This window comes from Meridianimarinicoccus roseus (genome assembly GCF_003172915.1).
Taxonomy (GTDB): Bacteria; Pseudomonadota; Alphaproteobacteria; order Rhodobacterales; family Rhodobacteraceae; genus Meridianimarinicoccus; species Meridianimarinicoccus roseus.
This window is the reverse complement of the sequence record NZ_QGKU01000048.1, coordinates 197,067-221,961: the sequence shown is the minus strand read 5'-3', so window position 1 is coordinate 221,961 and position 24,895 is coordinate 197,067. Positions and strand designations below refer to the sequence as shown.

Here is a 24,895-nt window from a genome sequence, read left to right as displayed (position 1 = left end):
CTATAGCCAGCGGCCCTGAACCGACTGACGCCAGATGCTGCGAAGCCATCCCTGCCCGGCCGGTTCGAGCAAGAGCCCTTCTCCGGTCAGCAGCGTGAACGTATCCTGATACCAGTCCGACCCTTGGTAGTTGTAGCCAAGGATCGCCCCAGCGGTCTGCGCCTCGTTGACCAGCCCGAGGCCGAGATAGGCCTCCACAAGCCTGTGCAGGGCCTCTGGAGTGTGCGACGTGGTCTGAAAATCCTCCACCACCACGCGGAAGCGGCTGACGGCGGCGGCATAATGCCCGCGCTTGAGGTAGTAGCGTCCGATCTCCATCTCCTTGCCCGCGAGATGGTCAAAGGCGAGGTCAAACTTCAGGATCGCGGAACGCGCATAGGGGCTGTCGGGATAGCGTTCGATCACCGTGCGTAGTGCCTGCAACGCCTGGAAGGTCACGCCCTGATCGCGTCCGACTTCGCCGATCTGATCGTAATAGGTCAGCGCCAGAAGGTACTGGGCATATGCCGCGTCCTCGTCCGCCGGGTAGAAGTCGATGTAGCGTTGCGCCGCGCCGCGCGCATCCTCGTACTGCCGGTCCGCATGCAGCGCGAAGGCCTGCATGATAAGCGCCCGCTTGGCCCATTCGGAATAGGGGTAAAGGCGCTCCACCTCGGAAAAGTAGCGCGCCGATTCCTCCAGATTGCCGGTATCGAGTTCGTACTCGGCCCGGTCATAGATTTCCTTCGGAGTGAAGTTTTCCAGCGGCGGGCCGTCGTCCTGTGCGCACCCGGCAAGGACGGCGCCGAACCCGACAAACAGCATCCCACGCGCACACTGGCGGATGACATGCACAACGCTCGTGACCAAGTTCAGGCTCCTTCCACAGACGTGATGCAGTTACCACGAAAGAAAGAGAAGGAAAAAGGTCATTGCCCCTGTTTGTGCGTGAATTGTGCGCCCTGCCGTTCGGTCAGGCGCACAGTGCCAGATCGGCAGGGCGCACGCCGACGCCGGGCAGCGACAGCGCGGTCAGCGGATCGCAGCTGACCCATTCGTGGCACTCCGGGTCCGAAAGCACGGCACGCAGCAGCTTGTTGGTCAGCGCGTGGCCGGCACGGATGCCGGTGTAGCGGCCAAGGATCGGACCGCCCGCAAGGCTGAGATCGCCCAGCGCGTCCAGCATCTTGTGACGCACGGGTTCGTCCTCATGGCGCAGGCCGCCTGGGCTGAGCACCTTTTCACCGTCGAACACGACCGCATTGTAGTGCGTGCCCCCAAGCGCGAGCCCGTTGGCGCGCATCGCGTCAACGTCCGACTGGCGGCAGAAGGTACGGCTGTCGCACAGCGTGCGCACGAACGCACCGTTGCGCATGTTGAGCGATCGGGTCTGGTGACCGATGGCCGCCTCGGTGAAGTCGATGTCGAAATCGATATGATACCCGCTGGACGGCTCCAGCCGCGCAATCCCGTCACCGCTGCGAACCTCGACCGGCTTGAGAATCTTGAGGATCCGGCTTTCGCGCCCCTGCGACACCACGCCTGCCATGACCAGCTTGCGCACGAAGGGTGCAGCGCTGCCGTCGAGGATCGGCACTTCGGGACCGTCCAGCGTGATGAGCGCGTTTGACACGCCCAATCCGGCCAGAGCCGCCATCAGGTGTTCGATGGTGGAAACGGATCCGCCGTCGTCGTTGATCAGCCGGGTGCAGAGTTGTGTCTGTTCGACCATGTCCCAACGGGCGGGCAGTACCCTAGCCGCGCCGTCAAGATCGGTGCGGTGAAACACGATGCCATGATCGACGTCGGCAGGGTGCACCGCGAGACGCACGAGCCGTCCCGTGTGCAGTCCGGCACCCGAGAAGTGCACTGTATTTGCGATGGTCGATTGCATGGGAGTCCCAGCCTTGCCTGTTCCGGATCGCTACGGACCCTTCTTGTTAGCCTGTAGCTAAGGGAGGTCACCGCGCATCACAATTCAAACATTGCGACGGATCTGAAACAGTCCGGCTGCGGCGTCGGCGGCTTTTTGCTCATGCAGCAAAGAACCACCCCAAAGTATTGTTCCAGATATGAAAAAGGCCGGGCAATGCCCGGCCTGAAGCTGTAATTTGCGTGATCCGTCAGTTCGCCTGGCGGCGCAAAAAGGCCGGAATCTCGATCTTGTCGAGATCGGCATCATCCTCAGGTTGATCCTGCGGAAGGCTTTGCATGGGCGGCTGCGCGCGGCCGCCCTGCGCGCGCGGGTCTTGCGCGTGCCCGGTCATGCGGTTGATCAGCGATCCGATCCCGTAGCGCGCCTTGTCGGCGCCTTGCGTCGCAGCAGGTGCTGCCGGGGCGGGTGCGGCGGGCCGGGGCGCATAACCTTCCGGAGCCTTGCGCACCGCCGCTTCGAGGCGGCGGATGGTTTCCGGCGACGGGGTGCCGGGGGCCGGAGCTTGCGGTCGCGCCTGCGGCGCGGCCTGCGCAGCAGGGGCCTGCGGCACGTAGGCGGGCGGCGGCAGGCCGTCATCTTCCGCGATCTGCTGCGGCGTCTGCGTCGGCTGCATGTCGAGGTCGCGGAACAGTCCCGCATCCTCGCCCTGCGCGGCCGCGGCCGGTGCGGAAGGGCGCGCCTGCGCCGCGGCAGGCATGGGCTGCGGTGCTTCGGGCGCACGGGCAGCAACGGCGGGCAGGTCCGCTTCTGCTTCTGCCTTGTCTGCCTCTGCCGAGACTGTGTTCGTAAGAGGGGATTCAAGGCGGCGGCGGGGCACCGGAGTTTCCGTCACGTTCTGCGCCGCGTCGATCCCGGTCGCCACGACCGACACGCGCATGATGCCGTTCATGTCCGGATCGAGCGTGGAGCCGACGATGATATTCGCGTCCGGGTCCACTTCCTCGCGGATGCGATTGGCGGCTTCGTCCAGTTCGAACAGCGTCAGGTCATGCCCGCCAGTGATATTGATCAGCACGCCACGCGCGCCCTTCAGGCTGATCTCGTCCAACAGCGGGTTGGCGATGGCCTTCTCGGCGGCCTGGATCGCGCGGCTTTCACCCTCGCCCTCGCCGGTGCCCATCATGGCCTTGCCCATCTCGTCCATCACAGCGCGCACGTCCGCGAAATCGAGGTTGATCAGACCCGGCCGCACCATGAGGTCGGTCACGCCCTTCACACCCTGATACAGCACATCATCCGCCATGGAGAACGCTTCGGTGAACGTGGTCTTCTCGTTGGCGAGCCGGAACAGATTCTGGTTCGGGATGATGATCAGCGTGTCCACGACCTTCTGGAGCGCCTCGACGCCCTCCTCGGCCTTGCGCATCCGCTTGGCGCCCTCGAACTGGAACGGCTTGGTCACGACGCCCACAGTCAACACGCCAAGTTCGCGCGCGGCCTGTGCGATGATCGGTGCGGCACCGGTGCCGGTGCCGCCACCCATGCCAGCGGTGATGAAGCACATGTGGCTCCCTACGAGGTGATCGACGATCTGTTCGATCGATTCCTCTGCCGCGAGCGCGCCGACCTGCGGGCGTGCACCCGCGCCCAGACCTTCGGTCGCCTTGATGCCCATCTGGACCTTAGCGGGCGACCGGTTCTGCTGCAGCGCCTGCGCGTCGGTATTCGCCACCACGAAGTCCACGCCATCAAGCTGCTTCTCGATCATGTTGTTGACCGCGTTGCCGCCCGCGCCGCCGACCCCGAACACGGTGATCTTCGGCTTCAGCTCGTCCTGTTCCGGCATCATGAGGTTCAATGTCATCTGTTTTATCCGCCTGTCACTGATGTGCGGACTTTGCGCCCGCGCGCTGCTCGTTGCGTCAATTCTAACCATCCCGGCGCTGCGGGTCACGCGTAAATCCGGCCCAAACCCCAAATTTCCACAAGGTATGGACTAATTTTCACCGTTTTCCACCATTTGCGGCGGGCTTCCGCTGCCTCTGGTAGGCGACGCTTCGCCTATGCCGGCCGCTTGTGCCAGGATCACGGGCCATTCGGCCCACACGGGGGAAACGTGCACCCCGGAGTGATTCACGCCCGCGCGGGCACGGCTACCAGTTCTCCCGGAACCACTTGACCGCCCGTCGCAGCGACCGTGCCGGGTAACCATGCTCAGCCAGATCGAAATCCCAGCACTCGTCCTGCGGATGCGCGGCGAACAGCGCCAGTCCCACCGCCGACGAGAACGCCGGGCCGGTCGCGGCCTGCGGCAGACCCTGCACCCGCAGCGGGCGGCCCAGACGGACCTGCTGCCCGAGGATGCGCGCCGCCAGCGACGCCAATCCCGGCACCTGGCTTCCGCCGCCCGTCAGCACGATCTTCTGGCTGGGAAGGTCGTCGAACCCCGCCGCATCGAGTCGGTCGCGCACCGCCTCAAGGATTTCCTCTACCCGCGGGCGCATGATGCCGATCAACTCGCTGCGCGAGATCTCGCGCCGATCGTGTTCCCAATCGCCGGTCTCGGCGGTCAACTGGATCATGTCGCGGTCGTCCCGGCCCGTGGCCATCAACCCGCCATGCAGCGTCTTGATCCGCTCTGCCACCGCGACCGGAATGCCCAACCCCTTCGAGATGTCCTGCGTGACATGCACCCCGCCGATCCGCACGGTGTCGGCATAGATCATGTGACCCCGCAGGAAGATCGACAGACCCGTCGTGCCCGCCCCCAGGTCGATGCACGCCGCGCCGATCTTCTGTTCGTCCTCCACCATCGCCGACACGCCGGCCGCATAGGCGGACGAGGCAAGCCCTGCCAGTTCCAGATCGCTGCGGCGCATGCAGTGCATGATGTTCTGCACGACCGCCTGGTCCACCGACACAAGGTGCATGTCGGTGGTCAGCGCGTTGCCCACCTGCCCGCGCGGATCGGACAGCCCGCTGCGGTAGTCCAGCGCGAAATTCACCGGTTGCGCGTGAAGCACCGTCCGCCCGTGACCGATATCGGGCGTGTCGCAGGCAGCCAACACAGCGGCGACATCGCCCTCGGACACCTCGCGCCCGCCAAGGTCGATCTCGCCCGTGAGCCCGTAAGAACGCGGGGAGGCACCCGAGAAGCTCACGATCGCGTGGTCGATGCGCACCTGTGCCATCTTCTGCGCGGTCTGAACCACTGTACGAACGGCGCGCTCGGCTTCCTGCATCACCTCGATCTCGCCGTGGCGCATGCCCCGCGCACGGGTCGTCGCCGCGCCGATCACTCGGAACTGCGCTTGCCCGGCCATCGCGCCGACGCCATCGGCCTCCATCGCCGGCGCGCCGTCGAAGCGCAAGATGAGGCAGGTCACCTTCGAGGTGCCTAGATCGACGATGCCCACAACGCCACGCTGCATCGCCGCCTTGCGCATCTGGCGCATCGCCCGCTGGGTTTCGAAAAGCCCGATCATCGTGTCGCAAGCCCCTGTGTGAAATCACGCGTCATCTGCAAGTACTCCATCGCCTCGGGCCCCAGCCGCACCGACGGCCGGTCCGGATTGCGCAGGTCCACGGTGGTGATGTCGCGCGCCAGAAGGTCCATCGCGGTCTCCATCGCCATCATCCGGTCCAGCGCCGCGCGGGCGTTCGTCTCGGGAAGCTGGATCACCGGACCGTCCAGAAGCACCATGTCCCAGCGCCGTTCGCCCTGCCGCTTCAGTGCGACAAGGCGCGCGCCCAGCGGCGCCGCCGCCTCGAACAGGCGGAGCGCCTCGGGCACGGCTGCGTCGCCACCGCGCCCGGTGATCAACGGCAGGTCCGCGCGCCCGTCACGCCGGTCGATGAAGGCGACCCGGTGACCGCTGGCGTCGAGCAGTTCCAGCCCGCTGTCACGGCGCCAGACGATGGCGGGCTCCCGTTCCGTCACCGCCACGCGCAGCGCACCACCCAGTTCGACCGTGACCTCGACCCGCGCGATCGCGTCCAGCCGCACAAGGTCGTCGCGGATCGCCGCCGGGTCGAGGTCAAACCAGCTGACAGGGAAATCGAGCCCCACACGCGCGCGGATCGCGTCCGCAAGCACCGGCGACGCGCCGCTGACCGCCATCTGTCGGATCTGAAACTCGGGGCGCGCCTCGATCGAGGCGCGGATCTCGGCGACCCAGCCCGTCATGGTGGCGATCTGCGCCGGGCGCGAACCCCAGACTCCGAGCGCGGCCAGCAGAAGGCAGACCGGCAGGACCCGCGTCACCAGCGCGCGCACCAGCGGCGAAAGCCACATGCGGTTCAGGCGGTATTGCAGGCGCGACGGCGCAGGGTCATGCGGTGCGGCGGCACGGTCTTCCCGACGGCTTCGGATCAGCGTCCGCATGACGCGTCCTCCACCAGCCAACGACACAGGGTCGGAAAGTCGATCCCGCACTGCGCGGCCTGTTCCGGGCTGAGCGATGTGGGCGTCATTCCGGGCTGGGTATTTGTCTCCAGTAGCACCAGCCCGTCCACGCCGCGGGCCGGATCCCATCGATAATCGGTCCGGCTCATGCCACGGCATCCGAGCGCGTCATGCGCCCTCACCGCGTAATCGAGGCACGCCTCGAAGACCGGCGCCGGAATGTCGGCGGGCACCACGTGGCGCGATCCGCCCGGCTTGTATTTCGCATCGTAGTCGTACCAGCCTTCGGTCACGATGTCGGTTACAGTCAGCGCCCGCGTTTGCCCGCCTCCCACGCCGGCGCCCAGAACGGTCGTTGTCAACTCGCGTCCCGGCGCGAAGCGTTCGACCATAACCATCTGGGGCATCTCGGGGCCAAGGCGCGGCGGCGCGTCGCCGGTCTCGCGGACGAGGTACACCCCCACGGACGAGCCTTCGTTGTTGGGCTTCACGACGTAGGGCGGGTCGATCACGTGGCCCGCGCGGACCGCCTCGGCCGACACGATGCGGCTCTCGACAACTGGCAGCCCAGCCTCGGCATAGACCGTCTTGGTCCGGGTCTTGTCCATCGCCAGCGCCGAGGACAACACACCGGAATGCGTGTAGGGAAACCCAAGCCATTCCAGCAGGCCCTGCACCGTTCCGTCCTCGCCCCAGCGACCATGCAGTGCGTTGAACACTGCCTGCGGCGAGATGCGAGCGAGGTCGGCGGGCAGGTCGCGCCCGGCGTCGATCTCGGCCACACGGTAGCCAGCCGCGCGCAATGCCCCGGCGCATTCGCGCCCGGACGAAAGCGAAACCTCACGCTCCGCCGATGGCCCGCCCAAAAGGACGGCGACCAGGGGATTCGTGCTGTCGGACACGATCCTGCCTCGATTTCCGGACCGCTCGGGTCCTTGTGCTGCTCGGTGCCCCCGGTTTTCCGGGTGGCTCTTGTTGGTATCTGCGGGGTTCTTGTTGCGAAGGCCGGTTCAGTCGGCCGGATCGCCGACCCGCATGATTTCCCATTCTAGCGCTATCCCGCTGGTCTCGAAAACCCTTTTTCGCACCAATTCGCCAAGTGCCTCAAGATCCGCTGCATTGGCATCGCCGGTATTGACGAGGAAATTGGCGTGCTTGGGGGACATCTGCGCACCGCCAAGGCGCGCGCCCTTCATCCCGGCCGCCTCGATCAGCCGCCAGGCCTTCAGGTCATGCACGTCATCGGCCCGGCCGGTGGAGGACGCGCCGGACGGGTTGCGGAAGGTGGAGCCGGCGGTCCGGTCGCGGGTCGGCTGCGTTGCATCGCGCCGCGCGATCTGGTCTTCCATCGCCTTTTCAAGAACTTCGGGGTCCAACCCGGCGGGCGCGCGGAACGTCGCTTCCACAAGGACCCAGCCGTCGGGCAGGGTACTGTGGCGATAGCCGAACGCGAGGTCTGACGCGCTGAGGGTAGCCGGGTCGCCTTCGCGGGTGATCGCACGGACCGACACCAGATAATCGGCGACATAGCGTCCATAGCAGCCCGCGTTCATGCGCACCGCGCCGCCGATCGCTCCGGGGATCGTGCGCAGGAACGTCAGGTCCACCCCAGCCGCAGCCGCCCTGCGCGCCACCTGGGAATCGAGTGCCGCCGCCCCTGCGGTCACGAATTCCCCATCTATTTCAACATGATTGAAGCCACGCCCCAACTTAACCACCATACCGCGGATCCCGCCATCGCGCACGATCAGGTTGGACCCCATGCCGAGCGGAAACACCGGCACGGTGGCCTCCAGCGCGGCAAGACCCGCGGCAAGTTCGGCCTCGGAACGGGGCAGGAACAGCCGGTCGGCGGGGCCGCCGACGCGCAGCCAGGTCAGGTCGGACAGCGGGCGGGAAGGCATCATGAGCGTGTCGGAATCCCATATGAATTGCATATGACTCTCATATGACTCCCGCCGGACCTGCACCACCCCCGCGACGCGGAGCGGCACGGGTGCGCCGCGCCCCGCAATCGCGCCCTAGCGCATCGCATCGCATCGCGACGATCCGTTGACGCAGCGACAATCGCCTGCCACGCTCTGCCAGAGCGCCCGAGACCGCGCCGCCAAAGGACAGGAACCCCATGCCCCGCCCGACCCGGCTTGCCTGCGCGCTTGTTCCGCTCGCCCTGGCCGCTTGCGACGAGGCCGCGACGACGGCCGCTTCCGGCGCGCCGCTGACCCGGATGCCCACGCCCGAGGAACAGGCCTGCCTGCGCGATGTCACGGCAGCCACCAACAACCCGGACGTTGTGCTGCTGGGATCGGAATTCTCGCAGGCGGGCACATCGGTCCGCGTCGGCGTCGGCGCTGCCCGCGCGACGTGGTCCTGCACCGCCTATGCCGACGGAACCACGGGCAACATCATGTCGCTGGTCGATGAAGGCGCGCTCTGAGCGTCGCGCGGCGACAGGCCGCCTGCGCAGTCGGCCCGCCGCGATCCTGTGCGCCTGCCTCGCGCTGTCCCTGCCGGGCCCGGCCCCGGCGCAGGAGCGTGCGGCGATCCGCTTCGCAACCGGCGCGAATTCGGCCACCGTCGCGGACGCGCTGAACGGTCGGGACTATCGCGACTACGTTCTTGTCGCACGGCAGGGGCAGACCCTGTCCTTCACGCTTGAAGCCACCGGCGGTGACGGGCATGGCAGCGTCTACGCCAATGTCCTGCCGCCCGGCAGCGACGGCGTGGCAATCCTCGTCGGGTCGTCGCTGCCGGACGGCAACGGCAGCGTGGTCCTGCCGGAAAGCGGCGACTACGTGCTGCGGGTCTACCTGATGGGCAATGACCGCGACGCGGCCAAGACGGTGGAGTATGTGCTGGAGCCCCGGATCGAGTAAGGCGGCGTCACGCAGATTACAAAACGCTCTAGGGCACAAGGCGCTGGAGAGGTTTCGGCCACCGGTGCGGATCGTGGGGCGCAGCGGGTCTTGAACGAAACGCGCGCAGTGCCCCGGCGCGTCCCGCCTTGCAATCCGGCGCGATCCAGCATGCCGCCAGAGCCGACCCGCCATGGCGCGCCGGGAGTTTCAAGCGCGCAAGGCGCGCCGGGCACCGAGCGCACCGACCGCAACGGCCAGCAGGGGCAGGGAACCGGGAAGCGGCACCGGCGCGACATCCGTCGTGAAGGAGAAGGTCCAGCTCTCGACGGGATCGACCTGCCCGAAACCGCTTCCCTCGCCAAGAATGTTGAAGGCCATGCCGGGGATGCCAAAGCCCGTTGTGGCCACATCCGCCGTGATCGCCGTGATGTCCGTCGCATCCCCGTCGATCAGGGTGAGCGTCAGCGGATCGGCCGGGGTCGGTATCCCGGCGTAGCGCAGGTCGCTGATGAAGACATAGGTGTTGAAATACCGGAATTGCAGGTTCTGCGGCTCCTGCGAAGGGTCCGAGGTGATGCGGAACGAGGTCGGAGACAGCATGTCGAAAATCCACGCGTTCCGCGACAGTTCCGGCCCGGGGACAGGGGCGGCATCTCTCAGCCGGGCGACCTCCACGACTTCGACGATCCTGAGGTCGAAGGACTCGAGCGTCAGGGCGGACAAGTACGTCGGCAGGAAGGTTGGCAGACAGGCAAGGCTTGCAGCTGCAAAATACGTCTTCATGGGTAACTCCGCGAAAATGTTGGCGCCGAGTCCAGGAGGGTCGGCGGAACGAGAACAAGCTGTATTCCTAATCGGAGTGGCAATGCTGCGACCGAACGATCGCAATGCCTGAAACATGCGCCACGCGAAAATCGTTAACAGCGCAATGTGAAGGATTTGCGACAGAACCACCGGGCCGGAGCTTCCGAGCCGGTTGCGGGCCGCGCCCTTCGCGAGGGCGCGCCGCATCAACAGCGTAGGGCGGGGTTTTACCCCGCCGGCGCCCGTCAGGCGCGGTCGAGCCTGCCCGGCAACGCATTCGCCCAGGCGCTGATCGTGCCCGCGCCGAGGCATACCACCATGTCGCCCGGGCGGGCCTGTTCGCGCACCAGCCGTTCCAGGTCGTCCTCCGACATCACCTCGCGCGCGTGGCGGTGGCCGTGGGCGATCAGCCCGGCGACGAGCGACGCGCGGCTTGCGCCCTCGATCGGTTCCTCGCCCGCCGCGAACACCTCGGCGATGCCCACGACATCTGCGTCGTTGAAGCAGGTGCAGAAATCCTCGAACAGCGAATGCAGCCGCGAGTAGCGGTGCGGCTGGTGCACGGCGATCACCCGGCCGCTGGTGGACTGCCGCGCCGCCTTCAGCACGGCGGCGATTTCCACCGGGTGGTGGCCATAATCGTCGATTATGGTCACGCCGCCCACCTCGCCCACCTTCGTGAACCGTCGGTTCACGCCCTTGAAGGCCGCAAGCGCATCGCGGATCTGGTCGCGCTTCATGCCCAGATGCCGCGCCACGGCCACCGCCGCGAGCGCGTTCGACACGTTGTGATCGCCCGGCATCGGCAGCACGCAGCCGTCGATGCGCGTGTCCTCGTAGGCCAGCACGATGTCGAAATGCGCCGCGCCGCCTTCATAGCGCAGGTTGACCGCGCGCACATCGGCCTGCGCGTTGAAGCCGAAGGTGCGCACCCGGCGGTCGGCCACCCGCCCCACCAGCGCCTGCACCTCGGCGTGATCGGTGCAACACACCGCCAGTCCGTAGAACGGGATGCGGGAGACGAAATCGTGGAAGCCGTCGCGCAGGCGATCGAAATCGCCCCAGTGTTCCATGTGTTCGGGGTCGATGTTGGTAACGATGGCGATGGTCGCTGGCAGGCGGTTGAACGAGCCGTCCGACTCGTCGGCCTCCACCACCATCCATTCGCCCTGCCCCATCCGCGCATTGGACCCGTAGGCATGGATCACCCCACCGTTGATGACGGTCGGATCGATCCCGCCCGCGTCCAGCAGCGTGGCGACCATCGTGGTGGTGGTGGTCTTGCCATGCGTGCCGGCGACCGCGATGTTGGATTTCATCCGCATCAGTTCGGCCAGCATCTCGGCCCGGCGCACCACGGGAAGGCCGCGGCGGCGCGCCTCGTCCAGTTCGGCGTTGCCGGGCTTGATCGCGGACGAGATCACCACGACCTCGGCTTCGGCGAGGTTCCCGGCCGCCTGACCGATGAAGATCTTCGCGCCGAGCCCGGCCAGCCGGTCGGTGATCTTGCTGGCCTTGAGGTCGGAGCCCTGCACCTGGTAGCCGTGGTTCAGCAGCACCTCGGCAATGCCGGACATGCCGATGCCGCCGATGCCGACGAAGTGGATCGCGCCCAGTTCGAGGGGCAGTTTCGTTGCCGCGTTCATCCGTGCTTCCCAGTGTTTCATGTGCGTGCCTGTCCCGTTTCTTGTGTGCTGCTCAGCCGTTCCACAAGGGCGGCAAGGCGCTGCGTGGCGTCTGGCCTGCCCTGATCCAAAGCGCCATGCGCCATCTTTATCGCCGCGCCCGGGTGTTGCAGAACCGCTGCGATATGCCCGGCGAGGTCGGCGGAAACCAGCCTGCGTTCCGGGATCACGATGGCCGCGTCGGCCTGCGCGAGCCCGCGCGCGTTTGCGGCCTGGTGATCGCCCGTGGCGGCGGCATAGGGGATCAGGATCGACGGGCGCCCGATGACCGAGATGTCCGCGACCGACGAGGCGCCCGAGCGCGAGATCACCAATTGCGCCTCGGCCATGCGGGTCGGCAGGTCGGTGAAGAAAGGGCGCACCTCGGCCGTGATGGCGTGTCCGGCATAGAAATCCTTCACGCGGGCCTCGTCCTCGCCGCGGGCCTGATGCGACACCCGCAGACGGCCGCGCAGGTCGTCGGGCAGGGCGGCGATGGCCTCCGGGACGGTGTCGGACAGGATGCGGGCGCCCTGGCTGCCACCGATCACCAGCAGGCTCATCGGGTAGTCGCCGGGCGGGATGTAGGGCGCGCCCGCCTTGGCGAGCACGGCCCCGCGCACCGGGTTACCGGTGAATTCGTGCGCCGTGCCGCCCGGCAGATCGGTCGGCCAGGTGCCGCAGGCGACCATCTGCACGCGCCGGGCGAAGGCGGTGTTCACGCGCCCCAGAACGCCGTTCTGTTCGTGGATCATTCGCGGCAGGCGCAGCAGCGTCGCCGCCGCCAGCGCCGGGATAGACGGGTAGCCGCCGAAGCCCACCACGATGGCGGGCCGGTCGCGCCGCATCGCCGCCGCCGCCGACAGCACCCCGCCCGCGATGCGCAGCGGCACGGCGGCCTTTGCCAGCGCGCCGCCGCGCGCGAAGGTGGCCGAGCGGACCTTGTCGATCGTCACCGCCTCGGGAAACCCCCCGGCATAGCGCGCGCCGCGTTCGTCGGTGGACAGCTTCACGCGCCAGCCGCGGGCCAGCATTTCCTCGGCCAGCGCCTGTGCGGGGAACATGTGCCCGCCGGTGCCGCCCGCCGCGATCACGAGAAGCCGCGCCACGCTCAGCCCGCCCGGCGCCGCAGCAGGTCTTCCATCCGGCCCTGCGGACGTGTCCGGGTCAGCGCCAGCAGCATCCCCACGGTGATCCCCGCCGCGATCACCGAAGATCCGCCATAGGACACGAAGGGCAGCGTCATGCCCTTGGTGGGCAGCAGCCGCACCGCCACGCCGATGTTGATCATCGCCTGCATTCCCAGCACGCAGGCCAGCCCGGTGCCGGCATAGCGCACGAACGGGTCGCGTTCGCGCAGCAGCCGCGCCAGCGAGCGCAGCGTCACCGTCGCGTAGAGCGCGACGATGATCAGCACAAGGATCAGGCCGTACTCCTCGGCCGCGACGGCGATGATGAAGTCGGTATGCGCGTCAGGCAGGTAGGACTTCACCTCACCCTCGCCGACGCCGACGCCGAAAACGCCGCCCTCGCGGATCGCGTTCGCGGCATAGCCGATCTGCGTGTTCGGGTCGATCTCGGCCGACAGATACCCGTCGATCCGCCGCGCGACGTGCTCGGACGCGTTGTAGGCCGCGACCCCGCCCGCCACGACCAGCCCGGCGATGGCCACCATCAGCAACATCGGCGCGCCGGCCACGAAATACATCACCCCCCAGCCGAACAGGATCAGGCTGGCCTGACCGTAATCGGGCTGCATGGCGAGGATGCCGACGATCACCGTGGTCAGCAGGGCCGAGATCGACCGCCCCGGCGGCCCGCCAAGGTCCTGCGAGGCGGCCATCAGCCAGGCGGCCAGGATCACGTAGGCGGGCTTGAGGAACTCGGACGGCTGAAACGACCCGAAGCCCAGCGAATACCAGCGGATCGCGCCCTTGCCGAAATTGGTCCCGAAGAACGGCAGCAGGCACAGCGCGGCGAAGGTCAGCACGAAGGCGATCACGCCCGCCCGGCGCACCTGCTGCGGGCTCATCATGGAGCAGATCAGCAGCGCCACGAAGCCCATCGCGCCGAACACCGCCTGCCGCTGGACGTAGAAGAACGGCTCCAGACCGTTGCGGTAGGCCAGCGGCGGCGAGGCGGCGAACCCGAGCAGCAGCCCGATGCCGAACAGCGCACACACGCATACGAGCGTCCATCGGTCGATGGTCCGCCACCATTTCGGAAGAAGCGGCTCGCCCACCGTGACGGGGGCGGCGCCATGCACCATTTCAGTCATGGATCTGCCTGTCCTGTCCCGCACGGCGCCCGCGCCGCCCGGATATGTCGTCTGCTCTGCCTGCCCGTGTGTCCGGGCTTGTCGGGCAATAATACAGGAAACCGGCGGCGCGCGCCAGCAAAACGGCCCCGGCGGGCTTTCAGCGCGCGTCGAGCGCGGCCACCGCGGCGATGAAGGCCTCGCCGCGCTTCTCGAAGTCGGGAAACTGGTCGAAACTGGCCGCGGCGGGGGCCAGCAGCACGGTGTCGCCCGGCTCCGCTTCTGCCGCAGCGGCGGCGACCGCGGCGTCCAGCGTCTCGCAGATCTCGTGCGGGATGACGCCAAGCTGCAACGCGAAATCGCGCGCCGAATGGCCGATCAGGTAGGCCTTGACCACCGCCCCGAGGTCGGGCGCCAGCGCCGCGATGCCGCCCTCCTTGCCCAGCCCGCCGGCGATCCAGCGGATGCGCGGAAAGGCGCGCAGGGCCTGCGCGGCGCTGTCCACGTTGGTTGCCTTGCTGTCGTTGACGAAGGTGACACCCGCGCGCGTGGCGACGGTCTGGCTGCGATGGGCAAGGCCCGCGAAGCTGCGCAGCCCCGCCTCGATCGCACGGGGGGCGAGGTTCAGCGCCCGTAGCGCGGCATAGGCGGCACAGGCGTTCTGGTGGTTGTGGGTGCCCGGCAGGCCCGGAATTCCGCGCAGGTCGATGCTGCCGATCTGCTTGCCCTTGCGCGTCTCGGCCAGGAACCCCTTGCGGGCATGCACGTTCCAGCCCGGCCCGGCCAGTTTTCGCGCCACCGACACGCGGATCACGCGCGGATCGCCCGGAGCCTCGGCCATCTGCCCGGCAAGGAACAGCCCCTCCGCCTCGTCCACGCCGATCACCGCTCGGTCCGGTCCGCCTTCGGCGAAAAGCCGCCGCTTGGCCGCGAAATAGCCGCCCATGCCGCCATGCCGGTCCAGGTGATCAGGACTCAGATTGGTGAAGACGGCGATGTCCGGGGTCAGCGCGCGGGCAAGGTCGGTCTGGTATGAGGACAGTTCCAGCACCACGACCGCACCGTCGCCCGGCGGGTCGATGTCGAGAACCCCGCGGCCGATATTCCCGGCCAGTTGCGCGGGCACGCCCGCGGCCTGAAGGCAGTGGTGGATCAGCGCCGACGTGGTGGACTTGCCGTTCGATCCGGTCACCGCGATCACGCGCGGAGGCGTGTCGTGGTCCGCGAACCCGTCCGTGGCGAGCGACCGGAAGAACAGGCCGATGTCGTTGTCCACCGGCACCCCGGCTTCCAGCGCGGCGCGGATCACCGGGTTGGGCGCAGGATAGAGATGCGGGATGCCGGGCGAGACGACGAGGCAGGCGATGTCGTCGAAGGCGCCGGGACGGGTCAGGTCACGCAGCGCGATGCCCTCGGCCTCGGCCCGCACCCGGCCCTCGGCCCCGTCGTCCCAGGCCAGCGGCACGGCGCCGCCCGCGCGCAGCGCGCGCGCCGCGGCAAGCCCCGAGCGTCCCATGCCAAGCACCGCCACGTTGAGATCGTCGAAACCGGAAACCGGGATCATGCGCTGTCCTTCCGCCTGATGTCACGCGCCGGTGTCGCGCGTCGGGGCGGAACGGTCAAGCCGGGCGGCGGGCCCCGTGGCCGCGCGCCAGCGCGGGCATGGGGACATGTCGTCCCGCGCGCGTTCGCGCGCGGGTCCGGTTGGCAGGATCAGCGGATCTTCAGCGTGGCCAGCCCGATCAGCGCGAGGATCAGCGACACGATCCAGAACCGGATCACGATCTGCGGCTCCTGCCAGCCCTTCTTCTCGAAATGGTGGTGGATCGGCGCCATCAGGAACACCCGTTTGCCGGTGCGCTTGAAATACGCAACCTGGATGATCACCGACAGCGCCTCGACGACGAACAGCCCGCCGACGATGGACAGCACGATCTCATGCTTGGTGGCCACCGCGATCGCCCCGAGCGCGCCGCCCAGCGCCAGCGACCCGGTATCGCCCATGAACACCGCGGCGGGCGGCGCGTTGTACCACAGGAACCCCAGCCCACCGCCGACCAGCCCGGCCACGAAGATCAGAAGCTCGCCCGTGTCGGGCACGTAGTGCACATCCAGGTATTCGCTGAAATCGACCCGCCCCACCGCGTAGGCGATCACGCCCAGCGCGGAGGCCGCGATCATCACCGGCATGATCGCCAGCCCGTCGAGCCCGTCCGTGAGGTTCACCGCGTTCGCCGCGCCCACGATCACCAGCATCGAGAACGGGATGAACAGCAGCCCGAGGTTCAGCAGCATTTCCTTGAACAGCGGGAAGGCCAGTTGCCCGGTCAGCTCGGCCGGGTGGAACAGCATCGCCCAGCCGGCCGCCACCGCCGCGATGCCCAACCCCAGCGCCATGCGCGTGCGCCCCGAGACGCCCTTCGTGTTGTTCTTGCTGACCTTTGCGTAATCGTCCGCAAAGCCGATCGCGCCGAAGCCCATCGTGACCAGCAGCACCATCCAGATATAGGGCGTATCGAGCCGCGCCCACAGCAGCGTGGACACAACCAGCGCACCCAGGATCAGCACGCCCCCCATGGTCGGCGTGCCTGCCTTGGTCACGAGGTGGCTTTCCGGCCCGTCGTCGCGGATCGGTTGCCCGAAGCGCTGGCGCTTGCGCAGCAGGTCGATCAGCGGGCGACCGAACAGGAAGCCGAAGAGGAGCGCGGTGAAGAACGCACCGCCGGCGCGGAAGGTGATGTAGCGGAACAGGTTGAAGGCGTCGCCGCCGTCGGAGAAGGCCGCAAGCCAGTAGAGCATCAGATCGTCTTTCCAGATGTGTCGGGGCCGGATGTGTCGGGGCCAGAGGTGTCAGGGCCAGAGGTGTCGAGGTCGGGTGTGCCGATTTTGCCGGCGCGCCGCGCGCCCGGCGCGGCGGCTCGGCCAAGCGCCCGCAGCGCCGCGACCACCGGACCGAGCCGCGCGCCCAGCGATCCCTTGACCAGCACCACGTCGCCGGGCGCGGCGATCTCCGGCAGGCGGTCGGTCAGCGCCGCCGCCTCGGCCACGCGCTGCCCGCGCCGGGCCTCGGGCAGCGCCGCCCACAGATGCGCCATGCGCGGCCCCGCGCAATGCACCACGTCCACCGCCGCCATCGCCGGGTGGTCCGCCAGCGCGGCATGCAGCGCGGCCTCGTCCGGGCCAAGTTCCAGCATGTCGCCCAGCACGGCAACGCGCCGCCCGCCGCTTTCCGGTGCGTGCAGGGCCAGCACCTCCAGAGCGGCACCGACAGAAGTCGGGTTGGCGTTGTAGGCATCGTCGATCAGCGCGAAGCCCGCGCCGCTGCCCTCGTCCAGGACGACCCGTTCCAGGGTTCCGCGACCGCCCGGCGGCTGCCAGCGCGCCAGACCGCGCGCGGCGCGCACGGGATCGAGCCCGAGCGCATGTACGGCGCATAGCGCCCCCAGCGCGTTCATCGCGAAATGCCGCCCCGCCGTGTTCAGGATAACCGGCACCGCCTGACCTTCGATCCAGGCGTGGGCCACCGTCCGCCCGGCCTGCACCGACAGATCCGCCAGCCGTGCATCGCAGTCCGGCCCGATGCCGAAGCGCAGGACCGGCGCCTCGCCCGCGCCGACCACAAGGATCGGCGTGGTGTCCAGATCACCGTTCAGCACCGCGATGCCGCCCTGCGCGAGCCCGGTGAAGATCGACGCCTTCTCCCGCGCGATGCCGTCCAGTCCATCGTCGAAAGCTTCAAGATGCGCGGCGGCCACCGTCGTGACAAGCGCCACGTCGGGCCGGGCTAGCGCGGCCAGCGGCGCGATCTCTCCGGGGTGATTCATGCCGATCTCGATCACCGCGAAATCGGCATCGGCCGGGCAGCGCGCCAGAGTTAGCGGCACACCCCAGTGGTTATTGAAGCTTTTCTCGGCGGCGTGGACGCGGCCCAGCGGCGCGAGCGCGGCGCGGAGCATCTCCTTGGTAGAGGTCTTGCCCACCGACCCGGTCACGGCGACGACCATCGCCCGCGTTCGCGCACGCGCGGCGCGGGCCAGCGCCTCAAGCCCGGCCTGCACGTCGGGAACGACCAACAGCGGCGCATCGGCGGGAACGCCGTCGGGCCGGCGCGACACCAGCGCCGCCGCCGCGCCCTTTGCCAGCGCATCGGCGACGTAATCATGGCCGTCGCGCGCGTCCTTCAGGGCGATGAACATCTCGCCCGGCGCGATGCTGCGGGTGTCGATAGACAGGCCCACGGCCTGCCAGTCGCCCACCGTGTGCCCGCCGGTGGCTGCCGCAGCTTCGGCGGCGGTCCAGAGCGCGGCGGTCATACCGGCTTCCCGTCGAGCGCGGCCACCGCGACCGAGGCGTGTTCCACGTCGTCGAACGGGAACACGTCGTCGCCGATGATCTGGCCGGTCTCGTGGCCCTTGCCCGCAATCAGCAGCGCATCACCGGGCCCGACAGCATCGACACCGCGCAGGATCGCCTCGGCGCGGTCACCCACCTCGAGCGCGTCGGGGCAGCCGTCGCGCACCATCGCGCGGATCGCGGCCGGATCCTCGCGGCGCGGGTTGTCGTCGGTCAGGATCACAGTGTCGGCATGGGCTGCCGCCGCCTGCCCCATCAGCAGACGCTTGCCCGTGTCACGGTTCCCGCCCGCGCCGAACACCAGCACGATCCGCCCCATGACATGCGGGCGCAGCGCCTGCAGGGCGGTGGCCACAGCGTCGGGCGTGTGGGCATAGTCCACGAACACCGCCGCCCCGTTGGTGCGCGTCGCGGCGAGTTGCATCCGGCCGCGCACAGTGGTCAGGCGTGGCAGGGCCGCGAACACCTCGTCCGGGTCCTCGCCGCCAGCGATCACCAGTCCGGCCGCGACCAGCACGTTCGCGGCCTGAAAACCGCCGATCAGGTTCAGCCGCATCTGCCGCGCGGTGCCCTGCCAACCGAAGCGCAGGTCCTGCCCGGTCGCGTCGAAGCGCATCCCCTCGATCCGCAGGCGCGCGCCCTCGCGGTGCCCGATGCCGATCACTTCCTGCCCGCGCGCGGTGGACGCCTCGGCCAGCGCGGCGCCGCGGGGATCGTCGAGATTGGTCACCACGATGCCGTCCTGCGGCAGCAACCGGTCGAACAGGCCGCGCTTGGCGTCGAAATACGCCTCCATCGTTTCGTGGTAGTCGAGATGGTCCTGGCTGAGATTGGTAAAGCCCGCCGCCGCCAGCCGCACCCCGTCCAGCCGCCGCTGGTCGAGCCCGTGGGACGACGCTTCCATCGCCAGATGCGTGACCCCGGCTTGCGCCATCGCGGCAAGGTGGCGATGCAGCGTGATCGGGTCGGGCGTGGTGTGACCCAGCGGCGCCTCGTAGGCGCCTTCCACTCCGGTGGTGCCCAGATTGGCCGCCTCTCGTCCGAGCGCCGTCCAGATCTGACGCGCAAAACTCGCGACCGAGGTCTTGCCGTTGGTGCCGGTCACCGCGACCACAGTTTCGGGCTGGCCGCCGAACCACAGCGCGCAGGCATAGGACAGCGCCTGACGCGGATCCTCGGCCACGATCAGCGCGGCATCGGCATCCGCCAGCGCATCCTGCGCCAGCGCCGCCCCCGCGCGGTCTGTCAGGATCGCCGCCGCGCCCTGCGCCAGAGCCGCATCCACGAAGGTGGCACCGTGCACGCTGGCACCCGGCAGCGCCGCGAACAGATGGCCCGGCGCGACCTGCCGACTGTCCACCGAAAGCCCAGTGATCCGCGCGTCCTGCCCGCCCTGCGCGTGCAGGCCGAGCGCGTGCAGGCTTCGTGTCGCGTGATCCGCGTGCATGGTGCTTGCCCCCTACTGGCCGTTGCGCGCTTCCCGTAGCCCGGAATGCAGGGCGGGTTCAATCTCGGGCCGCATTCCAAGCAGCGGCGCGACGCGGCGGATCAGTTCGGCGGTGACAGGAACAGCGGTCCAGCCCGCCGTGCGCATCGGCTTGCCGTTGACCACCTCGTGCCCCTCGTCGAGCGTGATCGCGAAGACGTATTTCGGGTCATGGGCCGGAAACAGACCCGCGAAGGTGGCCAGCACGCGGTCCTTGTAGTAGCCGCCGGTGGGCTTGGGCTTGTCGGCGGTTCCGGTCTTGCCGCCCACGGCGTAACCCGGCACTTCGGCGAAGCTGGCGGTGCCCCTGGTGACAACCGCGCGCAGCATGTCCCGCGCCGCGCGCGAGGTCTGTTCGGAGACGACGCGCGGGCCGACCTGACGGCCGGTCTGGCGCAAAAGCGTCGGCGTGACCTTGGTGCCGCCATTGAGCAGCGAGGCATAGCCCGCCGCGAGGTGCACCGGGCTGGTGGACAACCCGTGGCCGTAGGAAATGGTCATCGACTGGATCTCGCCCCAGTTGGCGGGCAGCAGCGGCTTGGCGTTGGGCGCCTCGATCAGTTCGACCGGCACCGGGTCGAGAAACCCGAGCCGCCCGAGGAAATCGCGCTGCGCCGGGCCACCGATCTTTAGTGCCAAATGCGCCGTGCCGATGTTGGAGGATTTCACGATCACGTCGGTGGCAGACAGACGCGGGCCGTAGTTGCGGAAATCGCGGATCCTGTGGCGGCCCCAGGTCAGCGGACCCTGCGTGTCGACCATCGTGTCGGGGGTGACGATACCCTGTTCCAGCGCCTGCGCGACGGTAAAGATCTTGAACACGGAGCCCAGTTCATAAACCCCCTGCACCGCGCGGTTGAACAGAGGGCTGTCGGCCTGGTCGCCCTTCACCAGCGGTTGTGGGCGGTGGTTGGGGTCGAAATCCGGCAGTGAGACCATCGCCACGATCTCGCCGGTGTGAATGTCCATCAGAACGCCGCTCGCGCCCTTGGCACCAAGCAGCCGCATCCCGCCGTCCAGCACCTCGCGCATCGTGGCCTGGATCGTCAGATCGATCGAGAGTTGCAGCGGGCTGTCCAGTTGCGCGGGGTCGCGCAGACGGTCGTCGAAGGCCTTTTCGATCCCGGCGACGCCGACGAGTTCGGCCGCGCTGACGCCTTCGCGCCCGAAGCGCGCGCCGCCGAGCACATGCGCGGCCAGCGCGCCGTTGGGATAGAGCCGCATGTCGCGGTCGGCGAACAGAAGGCCCGGATCGCCGATGTCATGCACGGCCTGGATCTGTTCGGGCGACAGCGTGCGGCGGATCCAGACGAACTTGCGGCCGCTTTGCAGCCGCGCGGCCAGTGCGTCGCCGTCCAGATCGGGGAAGATGCGCGCCAGTTCGGCGGCCGCAAAGGGGATGTCCACCATTTCTTGCGGGTGGGCATAGAGCGCGCGGGTTACGACGTTGGTGGCCAGCACGCGCCCGTTGCGATCCACGATGTCGGCGCGGGCGCTGGTGATGCCTTCGCCGCCAAGGGCATGGGCAGGCTCCACCGGGTCCGATGTGGACAGCGCGCTCATGCGCAGGCCCACGGTGCAGAAGGCGGCAACGAAGAACAGCCCGATCACGAGGATGCGGCCCTCGGCGCGGCGGCGGGCGCGGTCCTGGATTTCGCCGCGCCGTTCGGCCAGGTTGGCGCGTTCGATCAGGTCCGGGTTCTCTCCCCGGTCGCGGGCGCGCAGGATGCGGGCCAGAGGGCGCAGCGGGCGGCGCGGCGGCGCGGCGGGCGCCTCGGGGCCGACACCATGGGCGTGCGGATGGCGTGGCAGGTCGGTCATGGCTGGCCACCGGACGGCACGGCCGAGGACAGGATCGGGTCCTGCGGCGGATAGGCAACCTGGTCGAGCCGCCCGAAATGGTCCGGCGTCATCGGCAGAAGGCCAAGCTTTTCAAAGTTCAGCGCGGCAAGCGCGCGCAGCCGGTCGGGGCGGTTGAGATAGGCCCATTCGGCGCGCAGCACGGTCAGTTGTTCTTGCAGGAAACCGATCTCGCGCTGAATCTGGCGCACCTCGGCCAGTGCCTGCCGGGTGCGGTAGTTTTCCTGGTAGGCCCAGAAAGCCAGGCCGAGCACCATGCCGCCCAGAACGAGCCCGATGATCACGCGCATGCCTCTACCCCTCCAGCACCAGCCGGGGCAACCCCAGCGTCGTTCTGTCCACTGCGCCCGCAGGCGCATCGGTGCGCCGTGCCAGCCGCAGCTTGGCCGAGCGGGCGCGCGGGTTCGCCGCCAGTTCGGCTTCGTCCGGCCCGATCGCCCCGTTCTTCACCATCTCGAAGCGCGGCGCGTCAGCGCCCATGTCGGGCGCGAAGCGGTTGGCCCGGCCCGCACGGCCCGACCGTGCCTGGAAGTACCGCTTGACCACACGGTCTTCGGACGAATGGAAACTGACCACCGCCAGCAGCCCGCCCGGTGCCAACGCGCGCTCCGCCGCCTCCAGCCCGGCGGCAAGTTCGCCGAATTCGTCGTTGACCGCGATACGCAGCGCCTGAAAGCTGCGGGTCGCCGGATGACTCTGGCCCGGCTTGGGGCGCGGCAGGCTGGATTCGACGATCCGCACCAATGCGCCGGTCGTCTCGATCGGGGCCTCGCTGCGCCGCTCCACGATGCGGCGGGCGATGCGGCGGGAGGCGCGTTCCTCACCGTATTGATACAGAATGTCGGCAAGCAGCGCCTCGGGCGCACTGTTCACGAGATCCGCCGCCGACGGGCCGTCCTGCGACATTCGCATGTCGAGCGGGCCGTCGCGCAGGAACGAAAAGCCCCTCTCGGGCCGGTCAAGCTGCATCGACGACACACCGAGATCCAGCACCACGCCCTGCACCGGGGTCCCTGCCGCGCGGTCGAGGTTCGAGAACTTGTCCTGCACCAAACGCAGCCGGTCGCCGAAAGCAGAGATCAGCGGCGCGGCCATTTCCAGCGCCAGCGGGTCGCGGTCCACGCCGATGACGGTCTCCGCCCCGGCCTCCAGCAGGCCGCGCGCATAGCCGCCCGCGCCAAATGTGCCATCGATCCAGGTGCCGCCGACCGGGGCGGCGTGATGCAGGATCGGCGTCAGGAGCACCGGCAGATGCGGGGATGCCGCCGTCATGATGCGTTCCAGCCGTCGTTGAGAAGCTCGGTGATGTCGCGGTCGTCGCCAAGCGCGTCCAGCACAGCGTCGGCGGGATCATCGCCCGAGTCCTGCGCGTGGAAGTCGCGCGCGTTCCATATCTGAAAGCGATCACCGGTGGCGCAGAACACCGCCTCGCCCTCGTCCAGCAGCCCGATCTTTTCGCGCACCGGGCGCGGCAGAACGATCCGCCCCGTGCCATCGACAAGCACTTCGTCAGACTGGCGGAAGAAGGCCTTTTCGAGCGCAAGGCGGCGCGGCGTGCCGCGCGGCAGGGCGCTGATGCCCGCCTCGATCTCGGCCATGCTTTCGGCGCTGTAGCCTTCGGCAAAGGCCCGGCGCTTGTCGCCGAACACGAGAAACAGTGTCGCTGGCTTGCCTTCGGACCAGTCGGGATCAGAGGACTCGAGCGCCCGGCAGAACTTGGCGGGGATCGAAACGCGCCCCTTGCCGTCCACCTTCTGGGTGTATTCGCCCCTGAACTTACGTTTCACTGCCCCGGCCTTCGCGCCATGCCCCCGAAAACGTGGAAACGGCGGGAAAAGCCGCTGCCACCGCTTTACCCGCCGTTACTTCTATCCCTCTTCGGGGTGGCCTTCCCTGCGCGCGTCTTGGGGACTGCTCTGGCGCGGGACGATCCGTTTTGTCCGGACGAAGCGATTTGCCTGTATGAACCTGCCGATTTTTTTATGTGGCCCCGAAGGGCCCAACCGTTCCTTCCGTGCCAATAGTGATGCCATGGCACCTTATGGCACTCAAGTGTTTTTTATGGGAATTCATGGGAAACGCATGCACCGCACAGAAGGGCACCAGATATTGCGCAACAGGCAGGCAAAGCCACACCATGCAGAAGGCAAACCGCCCGACCCGGATGGACCGGATCGGGCGGGTTGGCGGCGGTACCGGGAAATTCCAGGAATTCCCGCCCTCCGCGACGACGAATCACGGGACCGTGTGGTCAGGCGAACCCGTCTCGGACAAGGTTGCGGGCGATCTGCCTGTAGGGGTCGGCAAGTGGCCCATCGCCCGCAGCGATCGGGGTTCCGGCATCGGCGGCAAGGCGCACATCGACATTGAGGGGCAGCGCACCAAGATAGGGCAACCCGTGCCGCTCGGCCTCGGCCGCGACGCCGCCATGACCGAAGATGTGATCCTCATATCCGCATTGCGGGCAGATATGCGTGCTCATGTTCTCAACCAGCCCGACGACTGGCGCATTGAGCCGCTGGAACATCTCGAGCGCACGCCGCGCATCCATCAAAGCCACATCCTGCGGTGTGGATACGATCACCGCCCCGGCAAGGTTGTATTTCTGGCACAGCGTCAATTGCACGTCGCCTGTGCCGGGCGGCATGTCGATCAGCAGCACATCGAGCTTGCCCCATTCGACTTGCCCCAGCATCTGCTGCAGGGCGCCCATCAGCATAGGGCCGCGCCAGACCACTGCCTGGTCGGGATCGACCATCAGGCCGATGGACATGACCGTGACGCCATGCGCGGTCAGCGGGATGATCGTCTTGCCGTCGGGCGATGCGGGCTTCTTGCTCACACCCATCATGCGTGTCTGGCTGGGGCCGTAGAAATCCGCGTCGAGAAGCCCGACGCGGCGCCCTTCGCGCGCCAGAGCCACGGCGAGGTTGGCCGAAACGGTGGATTTTCCCACACCGCCCTTACCCGACCCGATGGCCAGGATGCGGTCCACGCCGGGCACGTCCTGCGGCCCCTTGGTGTCGGTGCCGTGGCGACCGATCTTCAGGGCGGGCGGCGGGGTGTCGCCCCCGCCGGGCCGGGCCGGGCGCTGCGGGGCAGGACCATGTGCGGTCAGAGCGACCGACACCCTCTCCACGCCCGGCAAGGCGGCGACACGTTCTTCGGCCTGCTGGCGCACGGGATCCATGCGGCGGGCGGTGTCGGGGTCCGGTGCCTCGATCACGAACTGCACCGCGCCGTCGCGGACCGTGATTGCGCGCACGAGGTCAGCTGCTCCGAGCGTGCTGCCCTGCGGCAGCGCGATCCCGTCCAGCGCCGACATGACCTGTTCCTTCGTGACCGACATCGCT

The 24,895-nt window shown here is 68.2% G+C and carries 22 protein-coding genes; 2 read left to right on the top strand and 20 right to left on the bottom strand.

Features of this window, described 5'->3' with window-relative positions; translation table 11 throughout:
* The 7 genes from DKT77_RS16280 to murB form a co-directional block, all read right to left on the bottom strand.
* Complete coding sequence (locus DKT77_RS16280; protein WP_109812817.1) at nucleotides 1-804, bottom strand: outer membrane protein assembly factor BamD; 804 nt, start codon at nucleotides 802-804, stop codon at nucleotides 1-3.
* Nucleotides 805-952: 148 nt separating this feature from the next.
* Complete coding sequence (lpxC, locus tag DKT77_RS16275) at nucleotides 953-1,873, bottom strand: UDP-3-O-acyl-N-acetylglucosamine deacetylase (protein ID WP_109812718.1); 921 nt, start codon at nucleotides 1,871-1,873, stop codon at nucleotides 953-955.
* Between the two features lie 229 nt (nucleotides 1,874-2,102).
* The gene (gene ftsZ, locus DKT77_RS16270; RefSeq protein ID WP_109812717.1) at nucleotides 2,103-3,719 is read right to left on the bottom strand and encodes a cell division protein FtsZ; all 1,617 of its coding nucleotides are present in this window, start codon (nucleotides 3,717-3,719) and stop codon (nucleotides 2,103-2,105) included.
* Nucleotides 3,720-4,008: 289 nt separating this feature from the next.
* Nucleotides 4,009-5,340 carry a cell division protein FtsA gene (ftsA, locus tag DKT77_RS16265; protein WP_109812716.1) on the bottom strand — a complete coding sequence of 444 codons (1,332 nt, stop codon included), beginning with the start codon at nucleotides 5,338-5,340 and terminating at the stop codon, nucleotides 4,009-4,011.
* Entirely contained in the window at nucleotides 5,337-6,239 is a 903-nt protein-coding gene (locus DKT77_RS16260; protein WP_109812715.1) for a cell division protein FtsQ/DivIB, read from the bottom strand. The genes ftsA and DKT77_RS16260 overlap by 4 nt, the downstream gene beginning before the upstream one ends.
* Nucleotides 6,227-7,162: a D-alanine--D-alanine ligase gene (locus DKT77_RS16255; RefSeq protein WP_238547954.1), complete on the bottom strand. Its 936-nt coding sequence runs from the start codon at nucleotides 7,160-7,162 to the stop codon at nucleotides 6,227-6,229. The genes DKT77_RS16260 and DKT77_RS16255 overlap by 13 nt, the downstream gene beginning before the upstream one ends.
* A 108-nt stretch (nucleotides 7,163-7,270) precedes the next feature.
* The gene (gene murB / locus DKT77_RS16250; RefSeq protein WP_109812714.1) at nucleotides 7,271-8,197 is read right to left on the bottom strand and encodes a UDP-N-acetylmuramate dehydrogenase; all 927 of its coding nucleotides are present in this window, start codon (nucleotides 8,195-8,197) and stop codon (nucleotides 7,271-7,273) included.
* Between the two features lie 188 nt (nucleotides 8,198-8,385).
* Here murB and DKT77_RS16245 point away from each other — a divergent pair, with 188 nt between their 5' ends.
* Together DKT77_RS16245 and DKT77_RS16240 are read left to right on the top strand one after the other, a co-directional pair.
* Nucleotides 8,386-8,697, top strand: a complete 312-nt coding sequence (locus tag DKT77_RS16245) for a hypothetical protein (RefSeq protein WP_109812713.1) — start codon at nucleotides 8,386-8,388, stop codon at nucleotides 8,695-8,697.
* Nucleotides 8,681-9,136 (top strand): hypothetical protein, encoded by a 456-nt coding sequence (locus DKT77_RS16240; RefSeq protein ID WP_109812712.1) that lies wholly within the window; start codon nucleotides 8,681-8,683, stop codon nucleotides 9,134-9,136. The genes DKT77_RS16245 and DKT77_RS16240 overlap by 17 nt, the downstream gene beginning before the upstream one ends.
* A gap of 189 nt (nucleotides 9,137-9,325) precedes the next feature.
* On the opposite strand, the gene DKT77_RS16235 is transcribed toward DKT77_RS16240, so the two are convergent.
* The 13 genes from DKT77_RS16235 to DKT77_RS16175 all read right to left on the bottom strand — a co-directional run bounded on the left by DKT77_RS16235 (nucleotide 9,326) and on the right by DKT77_RS16175 (nucleotide 24,891).
* Entirely contained in the window at nucleotides 9,326-9,901 is a 576-nt protein-coding gene (locus tag DKT77_RS16235; protein WP_109812711.1) for a hypothetical protein, read from the bottom strand.
* 266 nt (nucleotides 9,902-10,167) lie between these two features.
* Nucleotides 10,168-11,568 carry a UDP-N-acetylmuramate--L-alanine ligase gene (gene murC / locus DKT77_RS16230; RefSeq protein ID WP_109812815.1) on the bottom strand — a complete coding sequence of 467 codons (1,401 nt, stop codon included), beginning with the start codon at nucleotides 11,566-11,568 and terminating at the stop codon, nucleotides 10,168-10,170.
* Between the two features lie 17 nt (nucleotides 11,569-11,585).
* Nucleotides 11,586-12,695, bottom strand: a complete 1,110-nt coding sequence (locus DKT77_RS16225; protein ID WP_109812710.1) for a UDP-N-acetylglucosamine--N-acetylmuramyl-(pentapeptide) pyrophosphoryl-undecaprenol N-acetylglucosamine transferase — start codon at nucleotides 12,693-12,695, stop codon at nucleotides 11,586-11,588.
* A 2-nt stretch (nucleotides 12,696-12,697) separates the two neighbouring features.
* Nucleotides 12,698-13,864: a putative lipid II flippase FtsW gene (gene ftsW, locus DKT77_RS16220; RefSeq protein WP_109812709.1), complete on the bottom strand. Its 1,167-nt coding sequence runs from the start codon at nucleotides 13,862-13,864 to the stop codon at nucleotides 12,698-12,700.
* A gap of 139 nt (nucleotides 13,865-14,003) precedes the next feature.
* A complete protein-coding gene (gene murD / locus DKT77_RS16215; protein ID WP_109812708.1) occupies nucleotides 14,004-15,407 on the bottom strand; it encodes a UDP-N-acetylmuramoyl-L-alanine--D-glutamate ligase in 1,404 nt (467 codons plus the stop codon).
* A gap of 149 nt (nucleotides 15,408-15,556) precedes the next feature.
* Nucleotides 15,557-16,642, bottom strand: a complete 1,086-nt coding sequence (gene mraY, locus DKT77_RS16210) for a phospho-N-acetylmuramoyl-pentapeptide-transferase (protein WP_109812707.1) — start codon at nucleotides 16,640-16,642, stop codon at nucleotides 15,557-15,559.
* Nucleotides 16,642-18,156, bottom strand: coding sequence for a UDP-N-acetylmuramoyl-tripeptide--D-alanyl-D-alanine ligase (locus DKT77_RS16205; protein WP_109812706.1), 1,515 nt, complete (start codon nucleotides 18,154-18,156; stop codon nucleotides 16,642-16,644). Before DKT77_RS16205 ends, mraY begins: the two co-directional genes overlap by 1 nt.
* Complete coding sequence (locus DKT77_RS16200) at nucleotides 18,153-19,643, bottom strand: UDP-N-acetylmuramoyl-L-alanyl-D-glutamate--2,6-diaminopimelate ligase (protein WP_109812705.1); 1,491 nt, start codon at nucleotides 19,641-19,643, stop codon at nucleotides 18,153-18,155. Before DKT77_RS16200 ends, DKT77_RS16205 begins: the two co-directional genes overlap by 4 nt.
* A 12-nt stretch (nucleotides 19,644-19,655) precedes the next feature.
* Nucleotides 19,656-21,503: a peptidoglycan D,D-transpeptidase FtsI family protein gene (locus DKT77_RS16195; RefSeq protein WP_109812704.1), complete on the bottom strand. Its 1,848-nt coding sequence runs from the start codon at nucleotides 21,501-21,503 to the stop codon at nucleotides 19,656-19,658.
* A complete protein-coding gene (gene ftsL, locus DKT77_RS16190; RefSeq protein WP_109812703.1) occupies nucleotides 21,500-21,832 on the bottom strand; it encodes a cell division protein FtsL in 333 nt (110 codons plus the stop codon). Before ftsL ends, DKT77_RS16195 begins: the two co-directional genes overlap by 4 nt.
* 4 nt (nucleotides 21,833-21,836) lie before the next feature.
* Nucleotides 21,837-22,814, bottom strand: coding sequence for a 16S rRNA (cytosine(1402)-N(4))-methyltransferase RsmH (gene rsmH / locus DKT77_RS16185; protein WP_109812702.1), 978 nt, complete (start codon nucleotides 22,812-22,814; stop codon nucleotides 21,837-21,839).
* Nucleotides 22,811-23,329, bottom strand: a complete 519-nt coding sequence (locus tag DKT77_RS16180) for a division/cell wall cluster transcriptional repressor MraZ (protein WP_109812701.1) — start codon at nucleotides 23,327-23,329, stop codon at nucleotides 22,811-22,813. Before DKT77_RS16180 ends, rsmH begins: the two co-directional genes overlap by 4 nt.
* A gap of 464 nt (nucleotides 23,330-23,793) precedes the next feature.
* Nucleotides 23,794-24,891 carry an Mrp/NBP35 family ATP-binding protein gene (locus DKT77_RS16175; protein ID WP_109812700.1) on the bottom strand — a complete coding sequence of 366 codons (1,098 nt, stop codon included), beginning with the start codon at nucleotides 24,889-24,891 and terminating at the stop codon, nucleotides 23,794-23,796.
* Nucleotides 24,892-24,895: the final 4 nt, after the last annotated feature.